Raw genomic sequence first — 25,527 nt, 5'->3', positions numbered from 1 at the left:
TAAGGAGTTCCTATGTCTAGCTTTCTACAAAATTACCAAAATCATGTAGATGAACGTGCTGCTCAAGGTGTTGTGCCAAAACCGTTAGATGCAGAACAGACAGCACAATTAATCGAATTACTTAAAAATCCCCCGGCAGAAAAAAGTGCGGTTGATTTACTCGAACTTTTTGAGACACGTATTCCGGCTGGGGTGGACGAATCCGCTTATGTGAAAGCCAGTTTTTTGGCTGCCATTACGAAAGGAGAAGCAAGTTCTCCACTCATTTCTACCGAACATGCAGTTAAACTGCTAGGTACTATGCAAGGAGGTTATAATATTGAACCCCTGTTAGCCGCACTTGATAACCCTACTCTCGCTCCCATTGCTGCAAACGCCCTTTCTTCTACTTTACTAATGTTTGATAATTTTCATGATGTTGCTGAACGTGCCAAACAAGGCAATCGTTACGCCCAACAAGTCTTGCAATCTTGGGCGGATGCCGAATGGTTTTTATCTCGCCCAAAATTGGCGGAAAAACTGACCGTTACTGTATTTAAAGTGACGGGCGAAACCAATACAGACGATCTTTCCCCTGCACAAGATGCTTGGTCACGTCCGGATATTCCCTTGCATGCGTTGGCGATGTTAAAAAATGAACGCGATGGCATTGAGCCTGATGACGCTGGCAATATTGGTCCGATTAAACAGATTGAACGTTTAAAACAACAAGGTTTCCCATTAGCTTATGTGGGAGATGTGGTGGGGACTGGTTCTTCGCGGAAATCAGCGACTAACTCGGTGCTTTGGTTTATGGGGGAAGATATTCCTTATATTCCAAATAAACGTGCTGGTGGCGTGGTACTGGGTGGTAAAATTGCACCGATTTTCTTTAACACCATGGAAGATGCCGGATCATTGCCTATTGAAGTGGATGTCAGTCAGCTCAATATGGGGGACGTAATTGATATTTACCCTTATGCAGGCAAAATTTGCCGCCATGATAGTGATCAAGTATTAGCTGAATTTCAATTAAAAACCAATGTATTACTGGATGAAGTGCGTGCGGGTGGACGGATTCCACTTATTATTGGGCGTGGTTTAACGCATAAAGCTCGTGTGGAATTAGGCTTGCCAGAAAGTGATGTGTTCCAAAAACCGCAAAGTGCGGTGGAAAATCACCATGGTTTTACGCTGGCGCAAAAAATGGTCGGTCGTGCCTGTGGTGTGGACGGTATTCGTCCGGGTCAATATTGTGAACCAAGAATGACTTCGGTCGGTTCACAAGATACCACTGGACCGATGACCCGAGATGAACTCAAAGATCTGGCTTGTCTTGGTTTCTCCGCCGATTTAGTGATGCAATCTTTCTGCCATACCGCGGCTTATCCAAAACCTGTTGACGTGATCACCCATCACACTTTACCGGATTTTATTATGAATCGCGGTGGGGTTTCACTTCGTCCGGGCGACGGTGTGATCCATTCTTGGTTAAACCGTATGTTATTACCGGATACAGTGGGAACCGGTGGTGACTCCCATACGCGTTTCCCAATTGGGATTTCATTTCCAGCCGGTTCCGGCTTAGTTGCCTTTGCTGCTGCCACAGGCGTGATGCCATTGGATATGCCAGAATCCGTATTAGTCCGTTTTAAAGGTGAGATGCAAGCGGGGATTACCTTACGTGATTTAGTCCATGCGATTCCTTACTATGCGATTAAACAAGGCTTATTAACCGTGGAAAAAGCCGGTAAGAAAAATATTTTCTCTGGTCGTATTCTTGAAATTGAAGGATTGGAACATTTAAAAGTGGAACAAGCCTTTGAACTTTCTGATGCATCCGCCGAACGTTCTGCTGCTGCCTGTACGATTAAATTAGATAAAGCGCCGATTATTGAATATTTAAATTCAAATATTGTGTTGCTGAAATATATGATTGCCGAAGGTTATGGCGATGTCAGAACCTTGGAACGTCGTATTCGAGGTATGGAAAAATGGCTCGAAAATCCAGAATTAATGCAAGCGGATCCCGATGCGGAATATGCCGCCGTGATTGATATTGATTTGGCAGAAATTAAACAGCCGATTGTCTGTGCGCCGAATGATCCTGATGACGCTCGTTTATTATCGGAAGTTCAAGGCGATAAAATAGATGAAGTGTTTATCGGTTCTTGTATGACCAATATCGGACATTTCCGTGCGGCAGGTAAATTATTAGCGAAATTTAAAGAGATGATCCCAACCAAATTATGGATTGCACCGCCTACCAAAATGGATGCCTCTTTGCTGAGCGATGAGGGGTATTACAGTATTTTTGGTAAAAGTGGCGCGCGAATTGAAATCCCGGGCTGTTCACTTTGTATGGGGAACCAAGCTCGTGTGGCTAATAAAGCAACGGTGGTTTCAACATCAACCCGTAACTTCCCGAACCGTTTAGGGCAAGGCGCGAATGTTTATCTTGCATCTGCCGAGCTTGCAGCGGTCGCTGCCTTATTAGGACGTTTACCAAGTCCGGATGAATATTTATCTTATGCCAATGACCTACAGCAAGATAAAGAAGATACTTATCGCTATATGAATTTTGATCAAATTAATAGTTATACCCAAAAATCAGATAATGTGATTTTTCAAACTGCATTGTAACATTTTGATTTTGTTTGTTATTACAAGGTGCGTTTCATGGCGCACCTTATATTTTTTATTGGAGAGCATTGATTGGAAGCCCGTTATTATATTATTTTTGCCGCGGTCTTTGCCGCATTACAATTATTTCTTTATTTTTTTAACCGCACTTTAGGTTGGCTGTATGGATCGCTATTATCGCAACAAGGGCGTTATGCTTTTGTGATATTAAGCTATATTTTGGCGAACAGCATAATTTTGTTAACCATTTTTCGCGTTTATCCTAGCTTATTTCGCGTGACACCTTATATCATCGTGTTGTTACTTTATTCTACCTTTGTCAGTATGGCGTTAGGTATTATTTGGTGGCTAGCTAAACATTATTTCGTTACGCCACGTTTGCTCGCTTGGGCTTATCCTATGGCGATGTTAGGGTTAATCATTGTCAGTGTTTATAATGCCTACACGCCAAAGGTGGTGCATTATCAAATTACGCTGGATAAACCACTTAATAAGCCCTTACGTATTGGTGTGGCAAGCGATTTTCATTTGGGCAAATTGTTCGGTGCCAAACAGCTTGATCAATTGGCGGAGATTTTTAATCAACAAAACGTCGATTTAATTTTACTGCCCGGTGATATTATGGACGACAATGTGGATGCCTATTTAAGCCAACAAATGCAACCCAGCCTAGCCAAACTAAAGGCACCGTTGGGAGTTTATGCCACCTTAGGCAATCACGATTTCTTTGGCGATCAAAAACGGATTGCGCAACAAATTAAACAAGCTGGCATCAACGTATTGTGGGATCAAACGGAAACTATTAATAATGAGTTTGTAATTGTGGGGCGTAATGATGATTTAGTCAAAGATCGCCCAAGTACCGCACAGTTAATTCAATCCGTGGATACCCGTTTACCGATTTTTGTATTAGATCATCGTCCGACCGAAATTGAACAGATTTCACAATTACCAGTGGATTTATTGGTAGCCGGTCACACCCACAATGGACAAATTTTCCCCGCTAATTTGATCACCAAATTAACTTATCGCCTTGCCTATGGTTATGAAAAAATCGGCAACGGTCATTTCATTGTTACCTCAGGCTACGGCTTTTGGGGAATTCCAATGCGATTGGGCAGCCAATCAGAAGTGGTGATTATTGATATGAAAGGGAAACCGTAATTCAACAGCAACAGTAGGTGTGTACAAACACACCTAGCTGATTTTTTAATATTATTATTTTTTCAACACCACCATATCATCACGGTGCACCGCTACCGCGCCATATTCATAGCCAAGAATTTGTTCAATTTGTTGTGATTTTTTACCTTGAATAAGCTGCAATGCATCACTGTTATAACGTGGCATGCCAAGGGCAATATCTTTACCGCTTTGCGTGCGGATTTTGACCACTTCACCACGGGAAAAACGTCCTACCACGGCGACAATACCAGCGGGTAATAAAGATTTTTGTTGAATTAACACCGCACTTTCTGCGCCATCATCAATAATAATGGTACCCGCAGACGGAGCGGCAAATAGCCATCGTTTACGGCTTTCAAGATGTTCGGCGGGTACGGTGAATTTGGTACCGATAGCTTGACCGTAAGCTAAATCCACAATCACATTTTCACGATTACCGGATACGATAATGGTTTCAATGCCTGAACGCGTTGCTACATCTGCGGCGGTAATTTTAGTTGACATACCACCAGTGCCTAAATGGGTACCACTACCTCCCGCAATAACGCGAATATGATCATTAATTTGTGCTACCACTGGAATGAGTTGTGCATCAGGGTTTTTACGCGGATCGCTATCAAATAGACCTTGTTGATCAGTCAATAAATAAAGTTGATCAGCTTGCACCAAAATAGCAACCAATGCCGATAAATTATCATTATCGCCCACTTTTATTTCAGCGGTAGCGACCGCATCATTTTCATTAATGACCGGAATAATATGATTATCTAACAGAGCATGCAGGGTATCGCGAGCATTGAGAAAACGCTCACGGTCTTCAATATCCGCTCGGCTGAGTAAAATTTGTCCAATATGAATATCATAGATAGCAAACAGCTGTTGCCACGTTTGAATTAACTGGCTTTGTCCGACAGCTGCCAATAATTGCTTGGAAGCGATTGTCGGGGGTAATGCGGGATGGTTTAAATAATCACGCCCAGCCGCAATGGCACCAGAGGTAACAATCACAATGCGATAACCTGCTTGATGTAGTTGGGCGAATTGGCGTACAATTTCGATCATGTGTGGACGATTTAATGTTGGCGAACCCTGTGTTAGGGTACTCGTGCCGAATTTAACGACAATCGTTTTTTGTGTCATAATAAGATTCTCAAGATTAAAAATGTGCTTAAGTTTACCTTAAAATTTAAAAAAATCATTAAATTTCTAACCGCACTTTTGTTGATTTAAGACAAATCAAAATGTTGTAAAAAAGCTTATAATATGTCGCTAAAAATATGAGTTAGGATCAAGGTATGGAAGAAGATAAACAACAAGATAAACAACAAGAAGATCAACAACGTGAAATTACTAGGCTTTGTGTTCTGGTTGCGCAATTATTATTGCAGCACGGGGCAGAAAGTACGGTAGTTGCTCAAAGTGCAGTGCGTTTAGGTAAAGCACTGGGAGCCGCTACTGTGGAATGTGCGTTGACCCCAAATGCGATTATTTTAACCACAGTACAAAATGATCACTGCATTACTACTACCAGACAAAATAGCGATAAAGGCATTAATATGCAAGTGGTCACAGCAGTACAACGTATTGTTATTTCAGCTGAACATCATATTTATGATATTCATTTAGTACGAAAAAAATTAGAACAAATCAAACCGTTGAAATACAATCGTTGGTTGGTCGTATTTATGATTGGCTTGTCTTGTGCCTGTTTTTCTCACCTTTCCGGCGGTAATCATATTATTTTTGGTATTACATTTGTGGCGGCTGCGGTGGCAATGTTTGTGCGACAAGAATTAGCTAAACGACATTTTAACCCATTAATTGTGTTTGGGGTGACGGCTTTTGTTGCCACCTTAATTTCGGGTTGGGCGTTAAAACTGAATTTGGGTAACAACCCACAAATTGCACTCGCGTCCAGTGTGTTATTGCTCGTCCCCGGTTTCCCATTAGTCAATTCCATCGCAGATATTTTAAAAGGGCATATTGGTATGGGATGGGCGAGATGGACTTTAGCGACGGTGCTAACCTTTGGTGCTTGCATGGGAATTGTTCTTGCTTTAAATGTATTACATATTCCACATTGGGGAGGTTAAGATGGATTTAATTTGGTTATTACTAGATGATATGTTTTTTGCAGCCATTCCCGCTGTAGGTTTTGCCTTGATTTTTAATGTGCCACCTAAAGCACTGATTTATTGTGCAATTTTAGGCGCAATGGGGCATAGCTTCCGTACCTTGTTATTGCATTTTGATGTGTCTTTAGTACTTGCCACATTGTTGGCATCTGCATTAATTGGTTTTGCCGGCGTGCATATTTCGCAACGTTATTTAGCTCACCCTAAAGTATTTACTGTGGCAGCGATTATTCCTATGATTCCGGGCATTTATGCCTATAAAGCGATGATTGCGGTTGTGCAAATCAATTATCAGGGTTATTCACCAGAACTTTATGAGCATATGATTAACGATTTTATTAAAACGGGATTCTTGCTGGGCGCCTTAGTGTTTGGTTTGGCGTTACCAAGATTAATGTTTTATCGAAACACACCAGTAATTTAAGTTTATGCTAAAAGTGCGGTGTTTTTATTGATAATTTCTGTTGAAATTGTTTTGGAATTTTCACCGCACTTTTTGCTTACTCAATCATTTCCTTATAATGCTGCCGACAAACGGAGAGATATTTATCATTTCCGCCAATTTCAATTTGTTTTCCGTCTTTTACCACTTCACCTTGTTCATTTAAACGCAACACAAAATTTGCTTTGCGACCGCAATAGCAAATGGTTTTCAGTTCTTCTAATTGATCCGCCCAAGCGAGTAAATGTTGACTGCCTTCAAATAAATTCGCCTGAAAATCCGTGCGTAAGCCGTAACATAACACAGGAATATTCAATTTATCCACCACATCACTTAATTGACGAACCTGTGCTTGGCTGAGAAATTGGGCTTCATCAACTAAAATACAGTGTAATTTCTCATGTTCTAAATGTTGTTTGATTTCTTCCCATAGATTACTGTTTTTATTAAATAATTTAGCTGGTTGACTGATACCAATACGGGAGGTGATTCGCCCTACCCCAAAACGATCGTCAATCGCTGCCGTGTAAAGCAGCACATTCATTTGACGTTCCACATAGTTGTAGGCGGATTGTAACAGGGTAGTGGATTTCCCTGCGTTCATGGTGGAATAGTAAAAATAAAGTTTAGCCATGGTTCTTAACCCTTTAACTGCAGTATTTTTTTGTTAAGTTTTTAAATAGAAGCCAATTCCGTCATTGACCAGCGTGGTTTTACCTCAATCGCTAAATCCGATTGTTCGCCATTTTTTAAGCGTAAAAAGCCCACGTAAGCGATCATCGCGCCGTTGTCGGTACAAAATTGCGGAGCAGGGTAGAATACTTGCCCTTTGAGTTGTTGCATTAATTGCTGTAAACCTTGGCGTAATTGCTGGTTAGCACTGACACCACCCGCGATCACTAAGCGATTGTAGCCTGTTTGTGTTAAGGCGCGTTTGCATTTAATCGCTAAAGTATCTACCACTGAAATTTGAAAAGCATGAGCAATATCAGCTTTGTCTTGTTCGCTCAATTCACCTTGTTGTTTGATTAATTGATTAATCGTATTGGCAGCAGCGGTTTTTAAGCCAGAAAAACTGAAATCCAAGCCCGGGCGATCGGTCATGGGTTTTGGGAACAAAAAGCGTCCTGCCGTGCTTTTTCCCGCTAAACGAGAAAGTGCTGCACCACCCGGATAATCTAAGCCGAGTAATTTTGCTGTTTTATCAAAGGCTTCGCCAGCTGCATCATCAATACTTTCACCTAATAATTGATAGCGACCGACACCCTCTACTTGGACGAGTTGGGTGTGACCACCAGAAACCAGTAATGCTACAAAAGGAAACTGCGGTCGATTTTCGGGCAGTTCTAACATGGGGGCGAGTAAATGTCCCTCCATGTGATGCACACCGATAGCAGGAATATTCCAAGCATAAGCAAGCGAACGAGCAATAGTGGTTCCGACTAATAAGGCACCCACTAAACCCGGTCCAGCAGTATAAGCAATGCCGTCAATATCTTGCGCGGTTAAATTGGCTTGTTGCAAAGCTTGCTGAATTAAGGGTAAGGTTTTGCGAATATGGTCACGAGATGCCAGTTCGGGTACCACACCACCGTAATCCGCATGTAGGGCAATTTGGCTATAAAGTTGATTGGCGATTAAGCCTTGTTGTTCATCATAAATGGCCACACCCGTTTCATCACAGGAAGTTTCAATGCCTAAAATTTTCATTAAATGCTCTTTATCTTGTTATTCTTCTAAAAATTAAGGGAGATTTTACCGCACTTTGGTAAATTTGCACAGAAAAGATCAAATTCAAGCTTTACTTTTAGGGGCAAATTAGATTAAAATTGCGACCTTTATTGAGTAAGTTACTCAGTAATTTTGCAAAATTAACTAAACTTATTTATCCAATTTTAATAGAGGTGATGGCTTATGCCAGTAATTAAAGTTCGTGAAAACGAATCATTTGACGTTGCATTACGTCGTTTCAAACGCTCTTGCGAAAAAGCGGGAATCTTAGCAGAAGTACGTGCACGTGAATTCTACGAAAAACCAACAACAATTCGTAAACGTGAAAATATCTCTCGTGCAAAACGTCACGCGAAACGTGTTGCTCGTGAGAATGCTCGTAACACACGTTTATATTAATTAGACGTTCTAATTAACATTCGAGTTAAACAAACCGTGAAACCTGCAGGAATCACGGTTTTGTTCCTTTAATTGTTGACTTTCTCCTTTATAAGGATTCACTATGGCGGGTTTAGTTCCACGTTCGTTTATTAATGATATTATTGCGAAAGCGGATATTGTTGATGTGGTAAATTCAAGAGTGAAATTAAAAAAAGCAGGAACCAACAATTATCAGGCTTGTTGTCCATTTCATCACGAAAAAACACCGTCTTTTACGGTGAGTAAAACCAAGCAATTCTATCATTGTTTCGGCTGTGGTGCGCACGGTAATGTTCTTAGTTTTTTAATGGAATATGATAAACTTGAGTTTGTCGAAGCGATAGAAGAATTGGCAGGTATGCTTGGGTTAGATGTGCCAAGAGAAGAAAGTCGTCAATCGGATAAGCCCTATGTCAATTACCAAACTAAGAAAAATCTGTATGAATTGATGCAAGATATTACCACCCTTTATCAGCAACAATTGCTGCAATCTCAGCCGGCGCAAGATTATTTGCAACAACGTGGTTTGTCAGATGAAATTATTCAACGTTTTTCCATTGGTTTTGTGCCAGACAGTTATGATTTAGTGGTTCGTCAATTTGGCAAAAATAAGGAAGAACAAGAACGGTTATTTTCTTTAGGTATGGTAAAACGAAGCGAACGTGGTACGATGTACGATACGTTTCGTCATCGCGTGATGTTTCCGATTCGTGATCGGCGTGGGCGAGTGATTGCTTTTGGGGGGCGAGTGATGGGTGACGACATGCCAAAATATCTTAATTCGCCTGATACTGTAACTTACCATAAAGGCAATGAACTGTATGGGTTATTTGAAGCCCTGCAAGTAAATGATAGTCCAGAAAAGTTATTGGTGGTGGAAGGTTATATGGATGTGGTGGCATTGGCTCAATTTGGGGTGGACTATGCGGTAGCCTCACTGGGAACGGCAACTACACCAGAACAAATTAACCAACTTTTTCGCACTACAGAGCAGGTTGTTTGTTGTTATGATGGCGATCGTGCTGGACGTTCTGCCGCATGGCGAGCCTTAGAAAATGCCTTACCTTATTTAGAAGATGGACGTCAGTTGAAATTTGTATTTTTACCTGATGGAGAAGATCCTGATAGCTACATTCGTCAATATGGTAAACTACAATTTGAAGACTATTTACAACAGGCTCAATCCTTGAGTGATTTTTTATTTGATCATTTATTGAAAGACGTAAAATTAGAAACTAAGGAAGGGAAAAGCAAGTTAGCTGCCTTGGCGGTACCGTTAATTGGACGTATTCCGGGGAATATGTTACGCATTTATTTACGTAATATGTTGGCAAGTAAATTAGGTATTATTGATCCTAATCAAATTGAGTTGTTATTACCGAATTCATCACGACGTCATGAAAGTGCGGTGAAAAAAATGCCAGAAGTTAAGCGCACACCAATGCGATTGTTGATTGCCTTATTGTTGCAAAATCCAAAACTCGCCCTTGAATTTGATTATGATGCATCATCCTTAGCCAGTTTAAATGAACCGGGGTTAGCATTATTTGATAAATTAACCGCACTTTGTCGTAACAATGTGGGAATTACCTTAGGGCAAATTCTTGAATATTTTCGTGATACGGAAGACTACAAGCCCCTTGAAATTTTAGCGACTTGGGATCATTTAATAGAAGAAGAACATATCAGTACGACCTATATTGAAACCTACAATTTTTTATTAGTACAAATTGTTGAGCGTAGAATTGAACAACTCATCGCCCAAGATCGTACTGACGGTTTAGATGGAGCTGAAAAACAAGAACTTGCACATTTATTAACGGTACGTGCGAAATAAATAATAGTGAAATAGTCATAACAGTGATAAAATTTAATCCATTTTATCTTAACCAATCAAAAGTAAAGGCGGAGCCATTTATGGAGCAAAATCCACAATCACAATTAAAATTGTTAATCGCCCAAGGGAAAGAACAGGGCTATTTAACCTTTGCTGAGGTCAACGATCATCTTCCTGAAGAACTCGTTGATGCGGATCAGATTGAAGATATTATTCAAATGATCAATGACATGGGGATCCAAGTGCTAGAAACCGCACCAGATGCTGATGATCTTATTTTGAATGAACATATTGATAATATTAATGATGATGTGGTGGAAGAAGCGACCCAAGTGTTATCAAGCGTGGAAGCGGAATTAGGTCGTACCACTGATCCTGTGCGTATGTATATGCGAGAAATGGGAAGCGTAGAATTGCTTACTCGTGAAGGCGAAATTGATATTGCCAAACGCATTGAAGATGGCATTAATGAAGTACAGAATGCGGTAGCGGAATATCCGGAATCGTTAACCTATCTGTTAGAACAATATGAAAAAGTCGAAGAAGGTTCGGTTCGTTTAGTGGATTTAATTACCGGTTTTGTTGATCCAAATGTGCTGGAAGAAGAAAGTATTGATGACATTGATGCGCTTGTTGATGATGAAGATGAAGACGCGGAGACAGAGGTTGCAGATGTGGATCTAGATGATGAAGATGAGGAAGAAGAAACCGAATCTAGCTCTGATGACAGTGATAATGCTATTGATCCCGAAGTGGCAAGAGAAAAATTTGCCACCTTAAAAGCACAGCATATTAAAGTTTTAGGGTTAATTGAAAAACATGGACGTACCCATAAAAAAGTGCGTAATGAGATTCAAGCATTATCCGATATTTTTGTACAATTCCGTTTGGTACCCCGTCAATTTGATTTATTGGTCATGTCAATTCGAGATATGATGAAACGTGTGCGTAAAGAAGAACGCCAAATTCAACGTTGGGTGGTGGATTATGCCAAAATGCCAAGAGATGATTTTGTCAAAGTCTTTGTCGGCAAAGAAAATACAGATGCTTGGTTAGTTAAAATCTTAGAGAGTAAGAAAACTTATGTACCGAAATTAGCCGAATATGCCGATAATATTCGCGAATCTATTGCTAGATTACAACAAATTGAGCAAGAAACCAGACTGACTATTCCACAAATTCGTGAAATTAGTGATCGGGTGGCGCAAGGGGAATTAAAAGCTCGCCGAGCTAAAAAAGAAATGGTGGAAGCTAACTTACGTTTAGTGATCTCAATTGCCAAAAAATATACCAATCGTGGTTTGCAATTCCTTGATTTAATTCAAGAAGGTAACATCGGTTTAATGAAAGCGGTGGATAAATTTGAATATCGTCGTGGTTATAAATTTTCGACCTATGCTACATGGTGGATTCGTCAGGCGATTACACGTTCTATTGCCGATCAAGCTCGTACTATTCGTATCCCTGTACATATGATTGAAACCATTAATAAATTAAACCGCATTTCACGTCAAATGTTACAAGAAATGGGACGAGAAGCTACACCAGAAGAATTGGCAGAACGTATGGGGATGCCAGAAGATAAAATTCGTAAAGTGTTGAAAATTGCTAAAGAGCCGATTTCTATGGAAACCCCGATCGGTGATGATGACGATTCACATTTAGGTGATTTTATTGAAGATAGCACCCTTGAGTTACCATTAGACAGTGCAACAGCACAAAGTTTACGTGCCGCAACCCATGAAGTATTAGAAGGTTTAACCCCAAGAGAATCTAAAGTATTACGTATGCGTTTTGGGATTGATATGAACACTGATCATACCCTTGAAGAAGTGGGTAAACAATTTGATGTTACCCGTGAACGTATTCGTCAAATTGAAGCCAAAGCATTGCGTAAACTACGTCACCCAAGCCGTTCGGAAACCTTGCGAAGTTTCTTAGATGAGTAGGTGTATATGCCCTGCACTAGCGTACAGGGCTAGGCATGGTGACGATGCTCGGCATCTTTATATGATGAAATAATTGATCTAGAGCTATGGAATAGCAATATTATGCCTAACCTCGTACGTAAGTGCGGGGTTTTTATCTATTATTTTGTGATTTATATAAATAAAATTACTATTAGGCGTTAAAAGGTTGTATAATGACCAACGCTTTTTTGTATCCGTTTTAGCGTGCGGCTATCAAAAATATTTTGCTGATAGGATAGACAAAGAATGTTTTTGCTAGTCGCAAATTTGGAACAAGAAAGCAATGTTTGGGGACAATCCCTGTATGAGAAAATAAAAAGGAAAACATTGTGAATCCAGTAGTGAAACAATTTAAATACGGTCAACATACCGTAACACTTGAAACTGGCGCTATTGCACGTCAAGCAACGGCAGCAGTGATGGCAAGTATGGACGATACCACCGTGTTCGTCACAGTGGTAGCAAAAAAAGAGGTTAAAGAGGGGCAGGATTTCTTCCCATTAACCGTGGATTATCAAGAGCGTACTTATGCTGCCGGTAAAATTCCGGGCGGATTCTTTAAACGTGAAGGTCGTCCATCTGAGGGTGAAACCTTAATTGCTCGTTTAATTGACCGTCCACTTAGACCATTATTCCCAGAAGGTTTTTTAAACGAAATTCAAATTATCGCCACCGTCGTTTCAGTTAATCCGCAAATCAGCCCTGATTTAGTGGCAGTAATTGGGGCATCAGCTGCATTATCCTTATCTGGCGTCCCTTTCAATGGACCGATTGGCGCTGCTCGTGTGGGTTTTATTGATGATCAATTCGTGTTGAATCCAACCATGGCAGAACAAAAACACAGCCGTTTAGATTTAGTGGTCGCAGGGACAGAGAAAGCCGTATTAATGGTGGAATCGGAAGCGGATATATTAAGTGAAGAACAAATGTTAGCCGCAGTGGTATTCGGTCATCAACAACAACAAGTGGTAGTTGAAGCGATTAAAGAATTTGCTCAAGAAGCGGGTAAACCACGTTGGGATTGGGTTGCGCCTGAGCCAAATACTGCATTAATTAATAAAGTAAAATCTTTAGCCGCAGACCGTTTAGGTGATGCTTATCGCATTACTGAAAAACAAGTACGTTATGAACAAATCGATGCGATTAAAGCTGATGTGATTGCTCAAATTAGCGCAGAAACGGTTGAGGGCGAAGAGATCAGTGAAGGTAAAATTATTGATATTTTCACCGCACTTGAAAGCCAAATCGTGCGTGGACGTATTATCGCAGGCGAACCACGCATTGATGGTCGTACTGTTGATACCGTGCGTGCCTTAGATATTTGTACTGGCGTGTTACCACGTACCCATGGTTCTGCAATTTTCACCCGTGGTGAAACCCAAGCGTTAGCAGTGACAACATTAGGTACTGAGCGTGATGCACAAATCTTAGATGAATTAACCGGTGAGCGTCAAGATAACTTCTTATTCCACTACAATTTTCCTCCATATTCCGTGGGTGAAACAGGGCGTGTAGGTTCACCAAAACGCCGTGAAATTGGTCATGGTCGTTTGGCAAAACGTGGTGTGGCTGCAGTGATGCCAAGTATTACGGAATTCCCTTATGTGGTGCGTGTGGTGTCTGAAATTACCGAATCTAACGGTTCATCTTCGATGGCTTCCGTTTGTGGTGCTTCCCTTGCGTTAATGGATGCAGGGGTGCCAATTAAAGCAGCGGTAGCAGGGATTGCTATGGGGTTAGTCAAAGAAGACGACAAATTTGTGGTGCTGTCTGATATTTTAGGTGATGAAGATCACTTGGGTGATATGGACTTCAAAGTCGCGGGGACGCGTCAAGGGGTAACCGCCTTACAAATGGACATCAAAATTGAAGGCATTACCGCTGAAATTATGCAAATTGCCTTAAATCAAGCCAAAAGTGCTAGAATGCATATTTTAGGTGTGATGGAACAAGCGATTGCTGCACCACGTGAAGAAATCTCTGATTTTGCGCCACGCATTTATACCATGAAAATTGATCCGAAGAAAATTAAAGACGTGATTGGTAAAGGTGGTGCGGTGATTCGTTCGTTAACCGAAGAAACCGGTACATCTATTGATATTGATGATGATGGTACGGTGAAAATTGCCGCTGTTGATGGCAATGCCGTGAAAGTCGTGATGGCTCGTATTGAAGATATTACGGCTGAAGTGGTCGCCGGTGAAATTTACAAAGGTAAAGTTACCCGTCTTGCTGACTTTGGTGCATTTGTGTCAATTCTTGGTGGTAAAGAAGGTTTAGTGCATATTTCTCAAATTGCGGAAGAGCGTGTTGAGAAAGTGACAGATTACCTATCTTTAGGTCAGGAAGTGCAAGTGAAAGTGGTGGAAATTGATCGTCAGGGTCGAATTCGTTTAACCATGAAAGATCTTGTTGGAAAGCAAGAAAATGTTGAACAAGCTGAGCAAGTCGCTGTTGAACAAGAATAATTTGTAAAATATTGACCGCACTTTATGCTTTAGTACTTAAAGTGCGGTTTATTTCTCACAATTTTTTGTCTAATGAAGGCATTATAGGCAATGGTATTGCTAAAAAGGTTAGTTGGAAACAGCAGAGTACTGCTGAATTTTCTTTTTGTTGTTGTGTTAACAGGCTGTGTTAATAGCACGAGCGGTGTATTTGTAACAAAAAATAAAGTGACCTTGGCGGAGCAATATCCAAATATTCACTTTGAACAAGAAGTGATGATTGCTCGGATTAGCCAAATGTTAATTATTGGACAACTATCGCAAGACGAACGTGCAAGTTTACATTTTGAACGTGGCGTACTTTACGATAGCTTAGGGCTTTGGGGATTGGCTCGTTATGATTTCACCCAAACCCTTGCACTGCAACCTAAAACGGCGGCAGTTTACAATTATTTAGGTTTATATTCTTTATTAGATGAAGATTATGATATGGCGTTGGAAGCGTTCAACGTGGTATTTGAGTTAGATCCAAATTATGAATATACCTATTTAAACCGCGGTTTAGATTTTTATTACACTGCACGTTATAACCTAGCACAGCAGGATTTTTTGAAGTTCTACCATGCTGATATAAAAGATCCGTATCGCATACTTTGGTTATACTTAAATGAGCTTAAATTTAAACCTGAAGAAGCAAAACAGCATTTGGCGCAGCGAGCGACACAGCTTTCTACCGAATACTGGGGGACTTTTATTGTTCAATATTATTTGGGCAAACTTTCAGAACAAGATTTATTAGATAAGGCGCAGGTCTTTGTGGATCCGCAATCTTCAGAGTATGCGGAAATCTTGACTGAAACTTATTTTTATCTAGCAAAACAAAAACTCAATACTGGCAATTTGAGTGAGGCGGAAACCTTATTTAAATTGGCATTGGCAAATCAGGTGTATAATTTCGTTGAGTATCGTTTTGCATTGTTTGAATTGGCTAAGTTGAAAGATATGCAAGCCAGCGAGCAAAACAACGTAGTTACACAAAATGATACAAATAAAAAATAATCGTAAAAGTGCGATGTTTTTTTCTGTTATTTTTGCGCTAATTTAATTATACAAACTGAAAGCTGATTGAGCTTTCCTAGGGTCAAAGACCCCTAACAAATAGAATAATTCGAGTATTTTAATGACTGAAACAAATATTACATTTGGCGACTTAGGCTTGCCAGAATTTATCCTTTCTGCTGTCACAGAAATGGGCTTTACTAACCCTTCACCGATTCAACAAGCATGTATTCCACACCTATTAAATGGTCGTGATGTGTTGGGTATGGCACAAACTGGAAGTGGCAAAACCGCCGCATTTTCATTGCCATTATTGGCACAAATTGATGTGGAACAAAGACATCCACAAATGTTGGTGATGGCACCCACCCGTGAATTGGCGATTCAAGTAGCCGATGCTTGTGAGCAATTTGCCAAAAACGCCAAAGGAATGCGTAGTGCTACCCTGTATGGCGGGCAACGTTATGACATTCAATTACGAGCTTTACGCCAAGGCGCACAAGTGGTGGTGGGAACACCGGGACGTATTTTAGATCATATTAAACGTGGTACTTTAGATTTATCTGAACTGAAATTTATCGTGTTAGATGAAGCGGACGAAATGTTACGTATGGGCTTTATTGAAGATGTGGAAACCGTGATGGCGGAACTTCCTGCCAAACATCAAACGGCTTTATTTTCTGCGACTATGCCCGATCCGATTCGTCGTATAACCAAGCGTTTTATGACCGATCCGCAAGAAGTAAAAATTCAATCCACCCAACGTACCAACCCTGATATTGCTCAAAGCTGTTGGTATGTACGTGGATTCCGTAAAAATGATGCCTTATTACGTTTCTTAGAAGTGGAAGATTTTGATGCGGCGATTATTTTCACTCGTACTAAAACGGGTACCATGGATATTACTGAGTTATTAGAAAAACACGGTTTCAGTGCAGCGGCGTTAAACGGCGACATGACTCAACAAGCTCGTGAGCAAACCTTAGATCGTTTACGTAATGGTAGCCTTGATATTTTAGTTGCCACCGACGTGGCAGCTCGTGGTTTAGATGTGGAACGTATCAGCCTTGTGGTCAACTACGATATTCCATTAGATGCGGAAAGCTATGTGCACCGTATCGGTCGTACTGGTCGTGCGGGTCGTTCTGGCAGTGCTTTACTCTTTGTTGAGCCAAGAGAACGCCGCTTATTAGGCAATATTGAACGCCTTATGAAGAAACCGATTGATGAAGTAGGTGTGCCGAATCACGAACAATTACAGATTTGCCGTCGTGAGAAATTTGTACGTAATATCACTAAACAATTAGAGCATCATGATTTAGAAAAATATCGTGGTTTAATTGAAGATTTATTTACTGCAGATCAAGATTTAGAAGATATTGCAGCAGCCATGTTGATGTTATTACAAGGCAAACAAAAATTAATTCTTCCACCTGATCCACCGATGGAAAAACGCTCAAGCCGTGATCGTGATGATCGCCGTGGTGATCGCAATGACCGTCGTGATAGAAATGATCGTGCTGAACGCCGTGGTTATGGTAATCCTGTACCAATGGATTTATATCGTATCGAAGTGGGGCGTGCGGATGGGGTGGATGTACGTCATATTGTTGGCGCGATTGCTAACGAAGGCGACATTGATAGCCGTAATATTGGTCACATTAAATTATATGATGACTATTCAACGGTAGAATTACCAAAAGGTATGCCAAAAGAATTGTTACAGACCTTTAGTAAAACTCGCGTGTTGAACAAACAGATTCGTATGACTTTTGTGAGTGAAGCACAGGGTGGAGATCGTCGTGGGAATAATAACAGTAAGCGTCGTAGTAATGATCGCAGTACTGATCGTGGCGAACGCAGTTTCCGTGGTGAGCGTAAATTCTCAGAGAAAAAAGACCGCAGTTTTAAAGAAAGCGGACGTAAAGAATTTCGTGAAAAACGTCAGCGTTAATTTAAACTAACTTAATGCAAAAGGGATGAGCAAACAACGCTCATCCCTTTGTTAATTAGGTTTGCTGATTAAAATACCCCCATATTTCTTAATCCCGTGGTAATAATTTCAACCCCCAATGACATCAACAACAGCCCCATAATACGTGTAATGACGTTTGATCCGGTTTTACCTAATTTTTTAATTACCGGTTTAGAATAACGGAATAGAATGTAACAACCCAAACCAAATAAAACGATGGTAAGGGAAGAATACAGATAGCTGGTTAAGGTATGCTGAGTTGAACCAAATACAATCGTCGCGCTAATTGACCCCGGTCCAGCCATAATTGGCATAGCTAAAGGCACCACGGCAATATTGTTATAATCGTCAAAATTTTCATTCTTTTCTTCTTTATTGATTTTATGTTCCCCGATTTTACCATTAATCATGGTTAACGCAATCATAGCGACCACACCACCACCAGCAATTCGGAAAGAATCAATGGAGATGTTGAATGTGTCTAAAATGAAATTACCAAAAAAGAAACTGACTAATAAAATTACCACAATAGAAAAACAAGTGATGGCAGCAGTACGATTCTGTTGTTCTCTTGTTTGCTCTGCAGTCATTGAATAGAAAATAGGGGTTACACCGATCGGATTGACGAGTGCGATAAGCCCCATAAAAAATTGTAGATAGATAGATAATTCCATATTTTCCCCTATGAGTATCATTATTTTAAAATATATTATAATAGATAGGGTAATGGATATAAATAAAAAAACCATACAAAAAAAAGTACAGTTAATTTTGGCTGTACTTTTTTATTAGCATTGAGTTAGTGCGATTATATTTTTACTAACCCTGATACGGCTTCGTCTGTCCTCATTAATACTCGGTCGAGTACTTGGGTTTCCAGCTCGGCTAATTGTGGTGAACCGTGAGAACGCGGACGCATGAGGTGTACATTAAGATCAAGACCAATTTGTCCTTCTTCAATTAAAATGACGCGATCTGCCACCGCTACGGCTTCGGCTACATCATGAGTGACTAACAATACAGTGAAACCATGTTGTTGCCACAGGCGTTCAATCAGTTGTTGCATTTCAATACGTGTTAGAGCATCTAATGCGCCTAATGGTTCATCAAGCAATAATAGACGTGGACGATGGATTAAGGCACGAGCTAATGCTACACGTTGTTTTTGTCCACCGGATAACGCGGATGGCCATTCATTGGCACGATCTGCCAGACCAACTTCCGCCAGTGCTTTATGGGCTTTTTCCTGCCAATGGGAAGATAGCCCTAAGCCTACATTATCAATTACTTTTTTCCAAGGCAACAGGCGAGAATCCTGAAACATCAGACGGATATCCTGGTTAACCTCACTCAGTGAACCTGTATCAGTCAGTAACTGACCAGTGGTAGGTTGATCCAATCCAGCCAAAAGACGTAGTAAGGTACTTTTACCACAGCCGCTGCGACCTACAATCGCCACAAATTGACCCGCCGGAATGTGTAAATCAATACCTTTTAATACCTGACGCTCACCAAAAGTTTTTTCAATTTTATTAATGGACAAGGAAATACCTTCTTGACGCTGAGAGTTTAGTTTGCTCATTATTCACCCACCTTAATTTGATAGGCTGGATGCCAGCGTAACCAAACACGTTCTAGGCTACGAGCCGCTACATCGGCTAATTTTCCTAGTACAGCATAAAGTAAAATTGCCAGTACTACCACATCGGTTTGTAAAAACTCACGAGCATTCATAGCTAGATAACCAATTCCACTATTGGCAGAAATAGTTTCCGCCACAATTAGGGTAAGCCACATTAAACCAAGTGCAAAACGTACACCAACTAGAATAGACGGTAATGCTCCCGGTAAAATCACTTGTCGGAATAAGGCAAAGCTTTTTAATCCGTAACTGCGAGCCATTTCCACCAATGCCGTATCCACATTACGGATACCGTGGTAGGTATTGATATAAATAGGAAACAGTGTACCCAAAGCAACTAAAAATACTTTGGCGGTTTCATCAATGCCAAACCATAAAATGACTAAAGGGATCAAGGCTAAATGGGGAACATTGCGGATCATCTGTACGGTACTATCGATAAAACGTTCCCCCCATTTTGACAAGCCCGTAATAAAGCCCAGCAACAGCCCAATACTGCCACCGATGACAAAGCCGATAATTGCACGTTGTCCGCTAATGGCTAAATGATGCCAGATTTCGCCTGATTGTAATAATGTCCAGCCAGCCGCAACCACAGTGCTTGGTGCAGGCAAGATCCGATCGGATAACCAGCCACTGCTTACTGCTAATTGCCATGCGATCAGTAATACCACCGGCAAAACCCAAGGCGCAAGGCTAATCGCCCATTTATTAAAGGTTGTCTTACTCATTTTTACCTCAACAAGTTTTTATTTTTTCCAGATGATTAATTAACTTTCAGAAACCGCAGTATTGGGAAGAAAGTCGTTAGCCACGATTTCGCCATAGGCTTTAATATTGCCAATACGCTTTGGTTCTTCGGGTTTTGCTACATCTAATAACGGGAATAACAGCTCAGCTACTCGATAGGATTCTTCCAAATGCGGGTAACCTGAGAATACAAAAGTATCAATACCAAGAGCAGCATATTCTTTGATCCTTGCGGCAACAGTTTGTGCATCTCCCACTAAAGCCGTGCCCGCCCCACCACGAGCTAGACCAACGCCGGCCCAAAGATTAGGATAAATCTCTAAATTATCTTTTGTGCCATTATGTAATGCCAACATACGTTGTTGTCCGACAGAATCATAATGGGATAGGGATTCTCTGGCACGATCAATCGTATCTTGATCTAAATGGGCGATAAGTTTATCTGCGGCAGCCCAAGCTTCTTCATTGGTTTCCCGCACAATCACATGCAAACGAATCCCAAATCGTACCGTACGTCCATGTTTGGCGGCTTTTTCGCGTACCTGTGCAATTTTTTCTGCCACAGCCGCAGGTGGTTCTCCCCAAGTGAGATAAAGTTCTACCTGTTCTGCCGCCAATTCTTGCGCCGCTTCAGAAGAACCACCGAAATATAAAGGAGGGTGAGGCTGCTGAATAGGAGGATAAATAATTTTTGCCCCTTTCACCTGAATATGTTTGCCATTGAAATCCACCGTTTCGCCAACCAGCAATTTACGCCAGATACGGGTAAATTCGGCAGACGCTTCATAACGTTCAGCATGGGATAAATGTAACCCATCTCCGGCTAATTCATCAGGCGAACCTCCCGTTACCAGATTAAATAGGGCACGTCCGTTAGATAAACGATCTAGTGTTGCTGCCTGACGGGCGGCAACTGTTGGTGATATAATACCCGGGCGCAGGGCGACCAGAAATTTTAGTCGTTTGGTTAATGGAATAAGGGATGATGCCACTAGCCAAGAATCTTCACAAGAACGTCCTGTCGGGATAAGTACACCACCATAACCTAGGTGATCTGCTGCTTGGGCAATTTGGCTTAAATAGGAATGATCTACTGTACGACCACCTTCACTTGTACCTAGGTATCTGCCATCGCCATGGGTTGGTAAAAACCAAAAAATATTAAGACTCATTAGGGTTTCCTCTGTTTAGTAAATTTAAAATAACTTAGGTCATTTGACCAAAGTGCGGTTAAAAATCATTGTGTTTAATTTGCGGGTGGTGTCCAAATCACTTCGCTGATATTCAATTTCACAGGAATCAGTTTCAGATCGGTGAACGTGTCAGCGATTTTTTGCTGGGCATTGACCACATTATCGGTAATAAAATGGGCTTCATTACCTTGTCTTGCTACGGCTTTATACGCGATTTCACGAGATAGACCAAAAATTGGCGCAACTAAATCGGTGGCTTCATCTAAATTCGATTTGATCCAGTTTCCGGTTTTATCCACTTCCTCAATCAAAATTTTGATGATTTCAGGATTATTATTGGCATAATTGCGAGTAGATAAATAGAACTGATGATTGTCCACCAGATTTGTACCATCACGTAAAGTACGTGCTTGCAACTGTTCTTCAGCCGCAGCTTGGAACGGATCCCAAATTACCCAGGCATCCACTGATCCACGCTCAAAGGCAGCACGGGCATCAGATGGAGCAAGATAAACGGGTTGTACATCAGCATATGTTAAGCCCACACTTTCTAACGCTCGGACTAATAAATAATGCACATTTGAGCCTTTATTCAGCGCCACTTTTTTACCTTTTAGATCTGCTACTGATTGAATTGGTGAATCTTTTGGTACTAAAATCGCTTCACTAGTCGGGGCCGGCACATCATAAGCCACATATACCAGATCGGCTTTGGCGGCTTGAGCAAATACAGGAGGGGTTTCTCCCGTCATACCGAAATCTACTGACCCCACATTTAACCCTTCAAGCAGTTGTGGACCACCCGGAAACTCTGTCCATTTCACTTCAACACCTTGCTCACTTAAACGCTTCTCCAAAGTCCCATTGTCTTTTAATAACACCAACGGACCATATTTTTGATAGCCGATGCGTAAGGTATCCGCATAGGCAGTGCTGAATGTGACAAGAGAAATCACAGCTGCTACAAGGGCGGTTAAACCGCGGTGTAAAAAAGGTAATTTTTTCATAATCTGCTCCTTAGGTGAGAGTATTTAAATACATTCAACGAATTCGCTGAATGAGATTTATTTTACGCATAAAATAAACCAGATAAAAAAGAATAAAAAATCATGTTATATAACTAAAAATTATTTCCCCCAGCTAGTGGGGAAAAGCAAAAGTAAGCGCTAAAAATTACTTAGCTGGCGTCCATACCACATCTTTAATGTTTACTTTTACGGGTATCAATTCTAGATCAGTAAACACATCAGCAATTTTTTGTTGAGTTGCTACTATCTCATCAGTGAGAAATTGCGTACCATAATTACGTCTAGTCACGGTTTTATGGCTGATTTCATAGGACAGCCCTAAAAATTTGTTAAACTCTTTAGAGGCTTGTTCTGGGTTAGCTTCAATCCATTTACCTACTTTATTGAGTTCATCGATCACAATCTCAATGATGTCAGGATTTTCCGTAACATAGTTACGACTGGATAAATAAAAGGAATATTGATCAACGCCATTACGCAAAATACGTGGTTGTAGTTGTTCTTCAGCTACTGCAAAGAAAGGATCCCAAATCGCCCAAGCGTCAATACTGCCACGCTCAAAGGCGGCTCTTGCATCGGATGGCGATAAAAACACTGGTTCTATATCGTCATATTTTAATCCAGCTTCTTCAAGGGATTTAATCACCAAATAATGGGCGCTAGATCCCTTATTAAAGGCTACTTTCTTGCCTTTTAAATCCGCGACGGTTCGTGCTGGCGAGTCTTTCGGCACGATAATTGCTTCACTGCTGGGGGCCGGCAGATCGTAGGCGACATATACCAAATCGGTTTTAGCCGCTTGAGCAAAAATCGGTGGCGTTCCTCCAGTTGTGCCAAAATCAATGGATTCTACATTGAGTGCCTCTAATAAAGGAGGACCAGCAGTAAATTCCGTCCATTTCACTTCAACGCCTTGCTGTGCCAAGCGTTTATCTAAATCACCGCTATTTTTTAATAATAATAACGGTCCATTTTTCTGATAGCCAATGCGTAAGCTATCGGCTTTGGCTTGAACTTGGCTTGCCAGCCCGAAAGATAAGGCGGTACTTAGTACAACCGCTAAACTGCGGTGGAAAAATTGCTTGATTTTCATAGTTTGCTCCTTAGTTTATGGGTTAGATGGTGTCCATACTGTATTTTTAATGTTAAGTTGCTCTGGGATTAATTTAAGTTCGGTGAATGTGTCCGCGATTTTTTGTTGTTTTTCTACCACTTCTGGGCTGATGAAATTAGTACCATAGGTATGGCGAGCCGTAGTGGTATATACGATCTCTTTAGGTAAGCCTAACACTGGGGCAAACTCGGCAGCTACTTCATTTAAATGTTGCTTAGTCCACTCGCCAGCATTACGAATTTCTTCAACGACAATCCCGATCACCTGCGGATTTTTATTGGCATAATCACGGGTAGATAAATAGAAACGATGATTATCGACTAGATTTGTGCCATCACGTAAAATGCGTGCGCCTAATTGTTGTTCCGCTGCGGCAAAATACGGATCCCAAATCACCCAAGCATCCACTGAACCACGTTCAAAGGCGGCACGAGCATCAGCAGGTGGTAAATAAACAGACTCAATGTCATCATATTTTAAACCAGCTTCTTCCAAGGCTCGCACCAATAAATAGTGCACATTAGAACCTTTGTTATAAGCCACTTTCTTGCCTTTTAATTCAGCCACTGACTGAATTGGTGAATCTTTAGGAATAATAATAGCTTCGCTAGTAGGAGCAGTTAAATCATTCGCCACGTAGAGTAAATCAGCTTTGGCAGCCTGAGCAAATACCGGCGGAGTTTCGCCAGTTACGCCAAAATCTACTGACCCTACATTTAAGCCTTCTAATAATTGCGGACCACCCGGAAATTCTGTCCATTTTACTTCCACGCCTTGTTCCCCAAGGCGTTTTTCAATGTTTTCTTTGGCTTTAATTAATGCCACATTGCTTTTTTGATAACCAATGCGAAAATCTGCCGCCAAAGCATGGCTAATTGTCCCGAAAGAAAAGCTTGCACCGACCAACACCGCTAAACTACGGTGAAAAAATTGTTTGAGTTTTTGCATAAAAGTTCCTTAGCTTAAGTTGGTTTAAATTAGGGGGAATGACCCCAAAATAGGGTCATAAAAAATAATGTTGTTTATTGGGCTGGTTTCCACACCACATCATCAATATTTAATTTCACCGGAATCAGTTTTAAATCCGTAAATACATCAGCAATTTTTTGCTGACCGATGGCTACTTCTGGACTAATTACTTGGGTATCGTAGTGATGACGCTCAATAGTAGTTTTAATGATGCCTTCAGGTAAGCCGAAAACTGGAGCAAACTCTTTAGTAGCTTGATCTACATTGGCTTTAATCCATTCACCCGCATGGCGGATTTGTTCCACTAAAATATTGATCACTTCAGGATTGTTTTTGGCATAAGTGCCGTTAGAAAGATAGAACTCGTGATTATCAGCAAGACCTGTGGCATCACGTAGAATACGTGCACCAAGCTGCTGTTCAGCCGCAGCTAAATAGGGATCCCAAATGACCCAGGCATCTACTGAACCACGTTCAAAGGCAGCTCGAGCATCAGATGGTGGCAAATAAGCTGGTTCAATATCACTATATTTAAGTCCGGCTTCTTGCAAAGCTCGCACGATTAAATAATGTACATTTGAACCACGGTTAAACGCCACTTTTTTGCCTTTTAAATCAGCCACATTGGTGATTGGTGAATTTTTGGGTACAACAATCGCTTCACTGGTTGGCGAGGATGCATCATGTGCTACATAAATTAAATCTGCTTTAGCAGCCTGTGCAAATACTGGTGGTGTCTCACCCGTCACGCCAAAATCAATGGAACCCACATTCAACCCCTCAAGTAGTTGTGGACCGCCGGGGAATTCTGTCCATTTCACATCAACACCTTTCTCACTAAGATGTTTTTCTAAAGAATCTTTGGCTTTGATTAATGCAAGGCTATCTTTCTGATAACCGATTCGCAAAGTATCGGCTTGAGCCTGACTGACAGCACCGAAAGAAACAGCCGCAGTAAATAAAGCAGTAAAAGCTTTTTTGAGAGTAGTCGTAATACGCATAATGAAT

21 protein-coding genes are annotated in these 25,527 nt (G+C 41.0%); 10 read left to right on the top strand and 11 right to left on the bottom strand.

The features are described from left to right. Positions 1–12: 12 nt before the first annotated feature. Together acnB and E0709_RS07015 are read left to right on the top strand one after the other, a co-directional pair. Positions 13–2,622 carry a bifunctional aconitate hydratase 2/2-methylisocitrate dehydratase gene (acnB, locus tag E0709_RS07020; RefSeq protein WP_132302153.1) on the top strand — a complete coding sequence of 870 codons (2,610 nt, stop codon included), beginning with the start codon at positions 13–15 and terminating at the stop codon, positions 2,620–2,622. 72 nt (positions 2,623–2,694) lie between these two features. Further along, entirely contained in the window at positions 2,695–3,786 is a 1,092-nt protein-coding gene (locus E0709_RS07015) for a metallophosphoesterase (protein WP_132302152.1), read from the top strand. 54 nt (positions 3,787–3,840) lie between these two features. On the opposite strand, the gene proB is transcribed toward E0709_RS07015, so the two are convergent. Further along, complete coding sequence (gene proB, locus E0709_RS07010; protein WP_132302151.1) at positions 3,841–4,947, bottom strand: glutamate 5-kinase; 1,107 nt, start codon at positions 4,945–4,947, stop codon at positions 3,841–3,843. Between the two features lie 155 nt (positions 4,948–5,102). On the opposite strand from proB, the gene E0709_RS07005 reads away from it, so the two are divergent. Beyond that, positions 5,103–5,900: a threonine/serine exporter family protein gene (locus tag E0709_RS07005; protein WP_132302150.1), complete on the top strand. Its 798-nt coding sequence runs from the start codon at positions 5,103–5,105 to the stop codon at positions 5,898–5,900. 1 nt (position 5,901) lies between these two features. After that, on the top strand, positions 5,902–6,366 hold the full coding sequence (locus tag E0709_RS07000; protein ID WP_132302149.1) for a threonine/serine exporter family protein: 465 nt from the start codon (positions 5,902–5,904) through the stop codon (positions 6,364–6,366). A 76-nt stretch (positions 6,367–6,442) separates the two neighbouring features. Here the strand turns inward: E0709_RS07000 and E0709_RS06995 are convergent, their stop codons facing one another. Together E0709_RS06995 and tsaD are read right to left on the bottom strand one after the other, a co-directional pair. Further along, positions 6,443–7,018, bottom strand: coding sequence for a thymidine kinase (locus E0709_RS06995; RefSeq protein ID WP_132302148.1), 576 nt, complete (start codon positions 7,016–7,018; stop codon positions 6,443–6,445). A gap of 41 nt (positions 7,019–7,059) precedes the next feature. Next, positions 7,060–8,094 carry a tRNA (adenosine(37)-N6)-threonylcarbamoyltransferase complex transferase subunit TsaD gene (gene tsaD / locus E0709_RS06990; protein ID WP_132302147.1) on the bottom strand — a complete coding sequence of 345 codons (1,035 nt, stop codon included), beginning with the start codon at positions 8,092–8,094 and terminating at the stop codon, positions 7,060–7,062. Between the two features lie 204 nt (positions 8,095–8,298). Between tsaD and rpsU the strand changes: the two genes are divergently transcribed. From rpsU to E0709_RS06960, 6 genes are all read left to right on the top strand, one after another. After that, entirely contained in the window at positions 8,299–8,514 is a 216-nt protein-coding gene (gene rpsU, locus E0709_RS06985) for a 30S ribosomal protein S21 (protein WP_132302146.1), read from the top strand. Between the two features lie 103 nt (positions 8,515–8,617). After that, on the top strand, positions 8,618–10,372 hold the full coding sequence (dnaG, locus tag E0709_RS06980; protein WP_132302145.1) for a DNA primase: 1,755 nt from the start codon (positions 8,618–8,620) through the stop codon (positions 10,370–10,372). Positions 10,373–10,452: 80 nt separating this feature from the next. Beyond that, on the top strand, positions 10,453–12,321 hold the full coding sequence (rpoD, locus tag E0709_RS06975; protein ID WP_132302144.1) for an RNA polymerase sigma factor RpoD: 1,869 nt from the start codon (positions 10,453–10,455) through the stop codon (positions 12,319–12,321). 350 nt (positions 12,322–12,671) lie between these two features. Continuing rightward, positions 12,672–14,810: a polyribonucleotide nucleotidyltransferase gene (gene pnp, locus E0709_RS06970; protein WP_132302143.1), complete on the top strand. Its 2,139-nt coding sequence runs from the start codon at positions 12,672–12,674 to the stop codon at positions 14,808–14,810. 90 nt (positions 14,811–14,900) lie between these two features. Next, the gene (gene nlpI / locus E0709_RS06965) at positions 14,901–15,848 is read left to right on the top strand and encodes a lipoprotein NlpI (protein WP_132302142.1); all 948 of its coding nucleotides are present in this window, start codon (positions 14,901–14,903) and stop codon (positions 15,846–15,848) included. Between the two features lie 121 nt (positions 15,849–15,969). Next, positions 15,970–17,802 (top strand): DEAD/DEAH box helicase, encoded by a 1,833-nt coding sequence (locus E0709_RS06960; RefSeq protein ID WP_132302141.1) that lies wholly within the window; start codon positions 15,970–15,972, stop codon positions 17,800–17,802. Between the two features lie 68 nt (positions 17,803–17,870). Here the strand turns inward: E0709_RS06960 and E0709_RS06955 are convergent, their stop codons facing one another. The 8 genes from E0709_RS06955 to E0709_RS06920 all read right to left on the bottom strand — a co-directional run bounded on the left by E0709_RS06955 (position 17,871) and on the right by E0709_RS06920 (position 25,520). Next, a complete protein-coding gene (locus E0709_RS06955) occupies positions 17,871–18,497 on the bottom strand; it encodes a YchE family NAAT transporter (protein WP_132302140.1) in 627 nt (208 codons plus the stop codon). 134 nt (positions 18,498–18,631) lie between these two features. Next, the gene (ssuB, locus tag E0709_RS06950; RefSeq protein ID WP_132302139.1) at positions 18,632–19,405 is read right to left on the bottom strand and encodes an aliphatic sulfonates ABC transporter ATP-binding protein; all 774 of its coding nucleotides are present in this window, start codon (positions 19,403–19,405) and stop codon (positions 18,632–18,634) included. Further along, positions 19,405–20,196 carry an aliphatic sulfonate ABC transporter permease SsuC gene (ssuC, locus tag E0709_RS06945; RefSeq protein WP_132302138.1) on the bottom strand — a complete coding sequence of 264 codons (792 nt, stop codon included), beginning with the start codon at positions 20,194–20,196 and terminating at the stop codon, positions 19,405–19,407. The genes ssuB and ssuC overlap by 1 nt, the downstream gene beginning before the upstream one ends. A 39-nt stretch (positions 20,197–20,235) precedes the next feature. Beyond that, complete coding sequence (gene ssuD, locus E0709_RS06940; protein WP_132302137.1) at positions 20,236–21,387, bottom strand: FMNH2-dependent alkanesulfonate monooxygenase; 1,152 nt, start codon at positions 21,385–21,387, stop codon at positions 20,236–20,238. A gap of 74 nt (positions 21,388–21,461) precedes the next feature. Further along, entirely contained in the window at positions 21,462–22,415 is a 954-nt protein-coding gene (locus E0709_RS06935; protein ID WP_132302136.1) for a sulfonate ABC transporter substrate-binding protein, read from the bottom strand. A 166-nt stretch (positions 22,416–22,581) separates the two neighbouring features. Beyond that, positions 22,582–23,529: a sulfonate ABC transporter substrate-binding protein gene (locus tag E0709_RS06930; protein ID WP_132302135.1), complete on the bottom strand. Its 948-nt coding sequence runs from the start codon at positions 23,527–23,529 to the stop codon at positions 22,582–22,584. Positions 23,530–23,544: 15 nt separating this feature from the next. After that, the gene (locus tag E0709_RS06925; protein WP_132302134.1) at positions 23,545–24,498 is read right to left on the bottom strand and encodes a sulfonate ABC transporter substrate-binding protein; all 954 of its coding nucleotides are present in this window, start codon (positions 24,496–24,498) and stop codon (positions 23,545–23,547) included. 74 nt (positions 24,499–24,572) lie between these two features. Further along, positions 24,573–25,520: a sulfonate ABC transporter substrate-binding protein gene (locus E0709_RS06920; protein ID WP_132302133.1), complete on the bottom strand. Its 948-nt coding sequence runs from the start codon at positions 25,518–25,520 to the stop codon at positions 24,573–24,575. Positions 25,521–25,527: the final 7 nt, after the last annotated feature.

It is taken from the genome of Lonepinella koalarum, assembly GCF_004565475.1.
Lineage (GTDB): Bacteria > Pseudomonadota > Gammaproteobacteria > Enterobacterales > Pasteurellaceae > Lonepinella > Lonepinella koalarum.
Note: the sequence above shows the minus strand (reverse complement) of the source record. Positions and strands in the feature narration are given on the sequence as shown.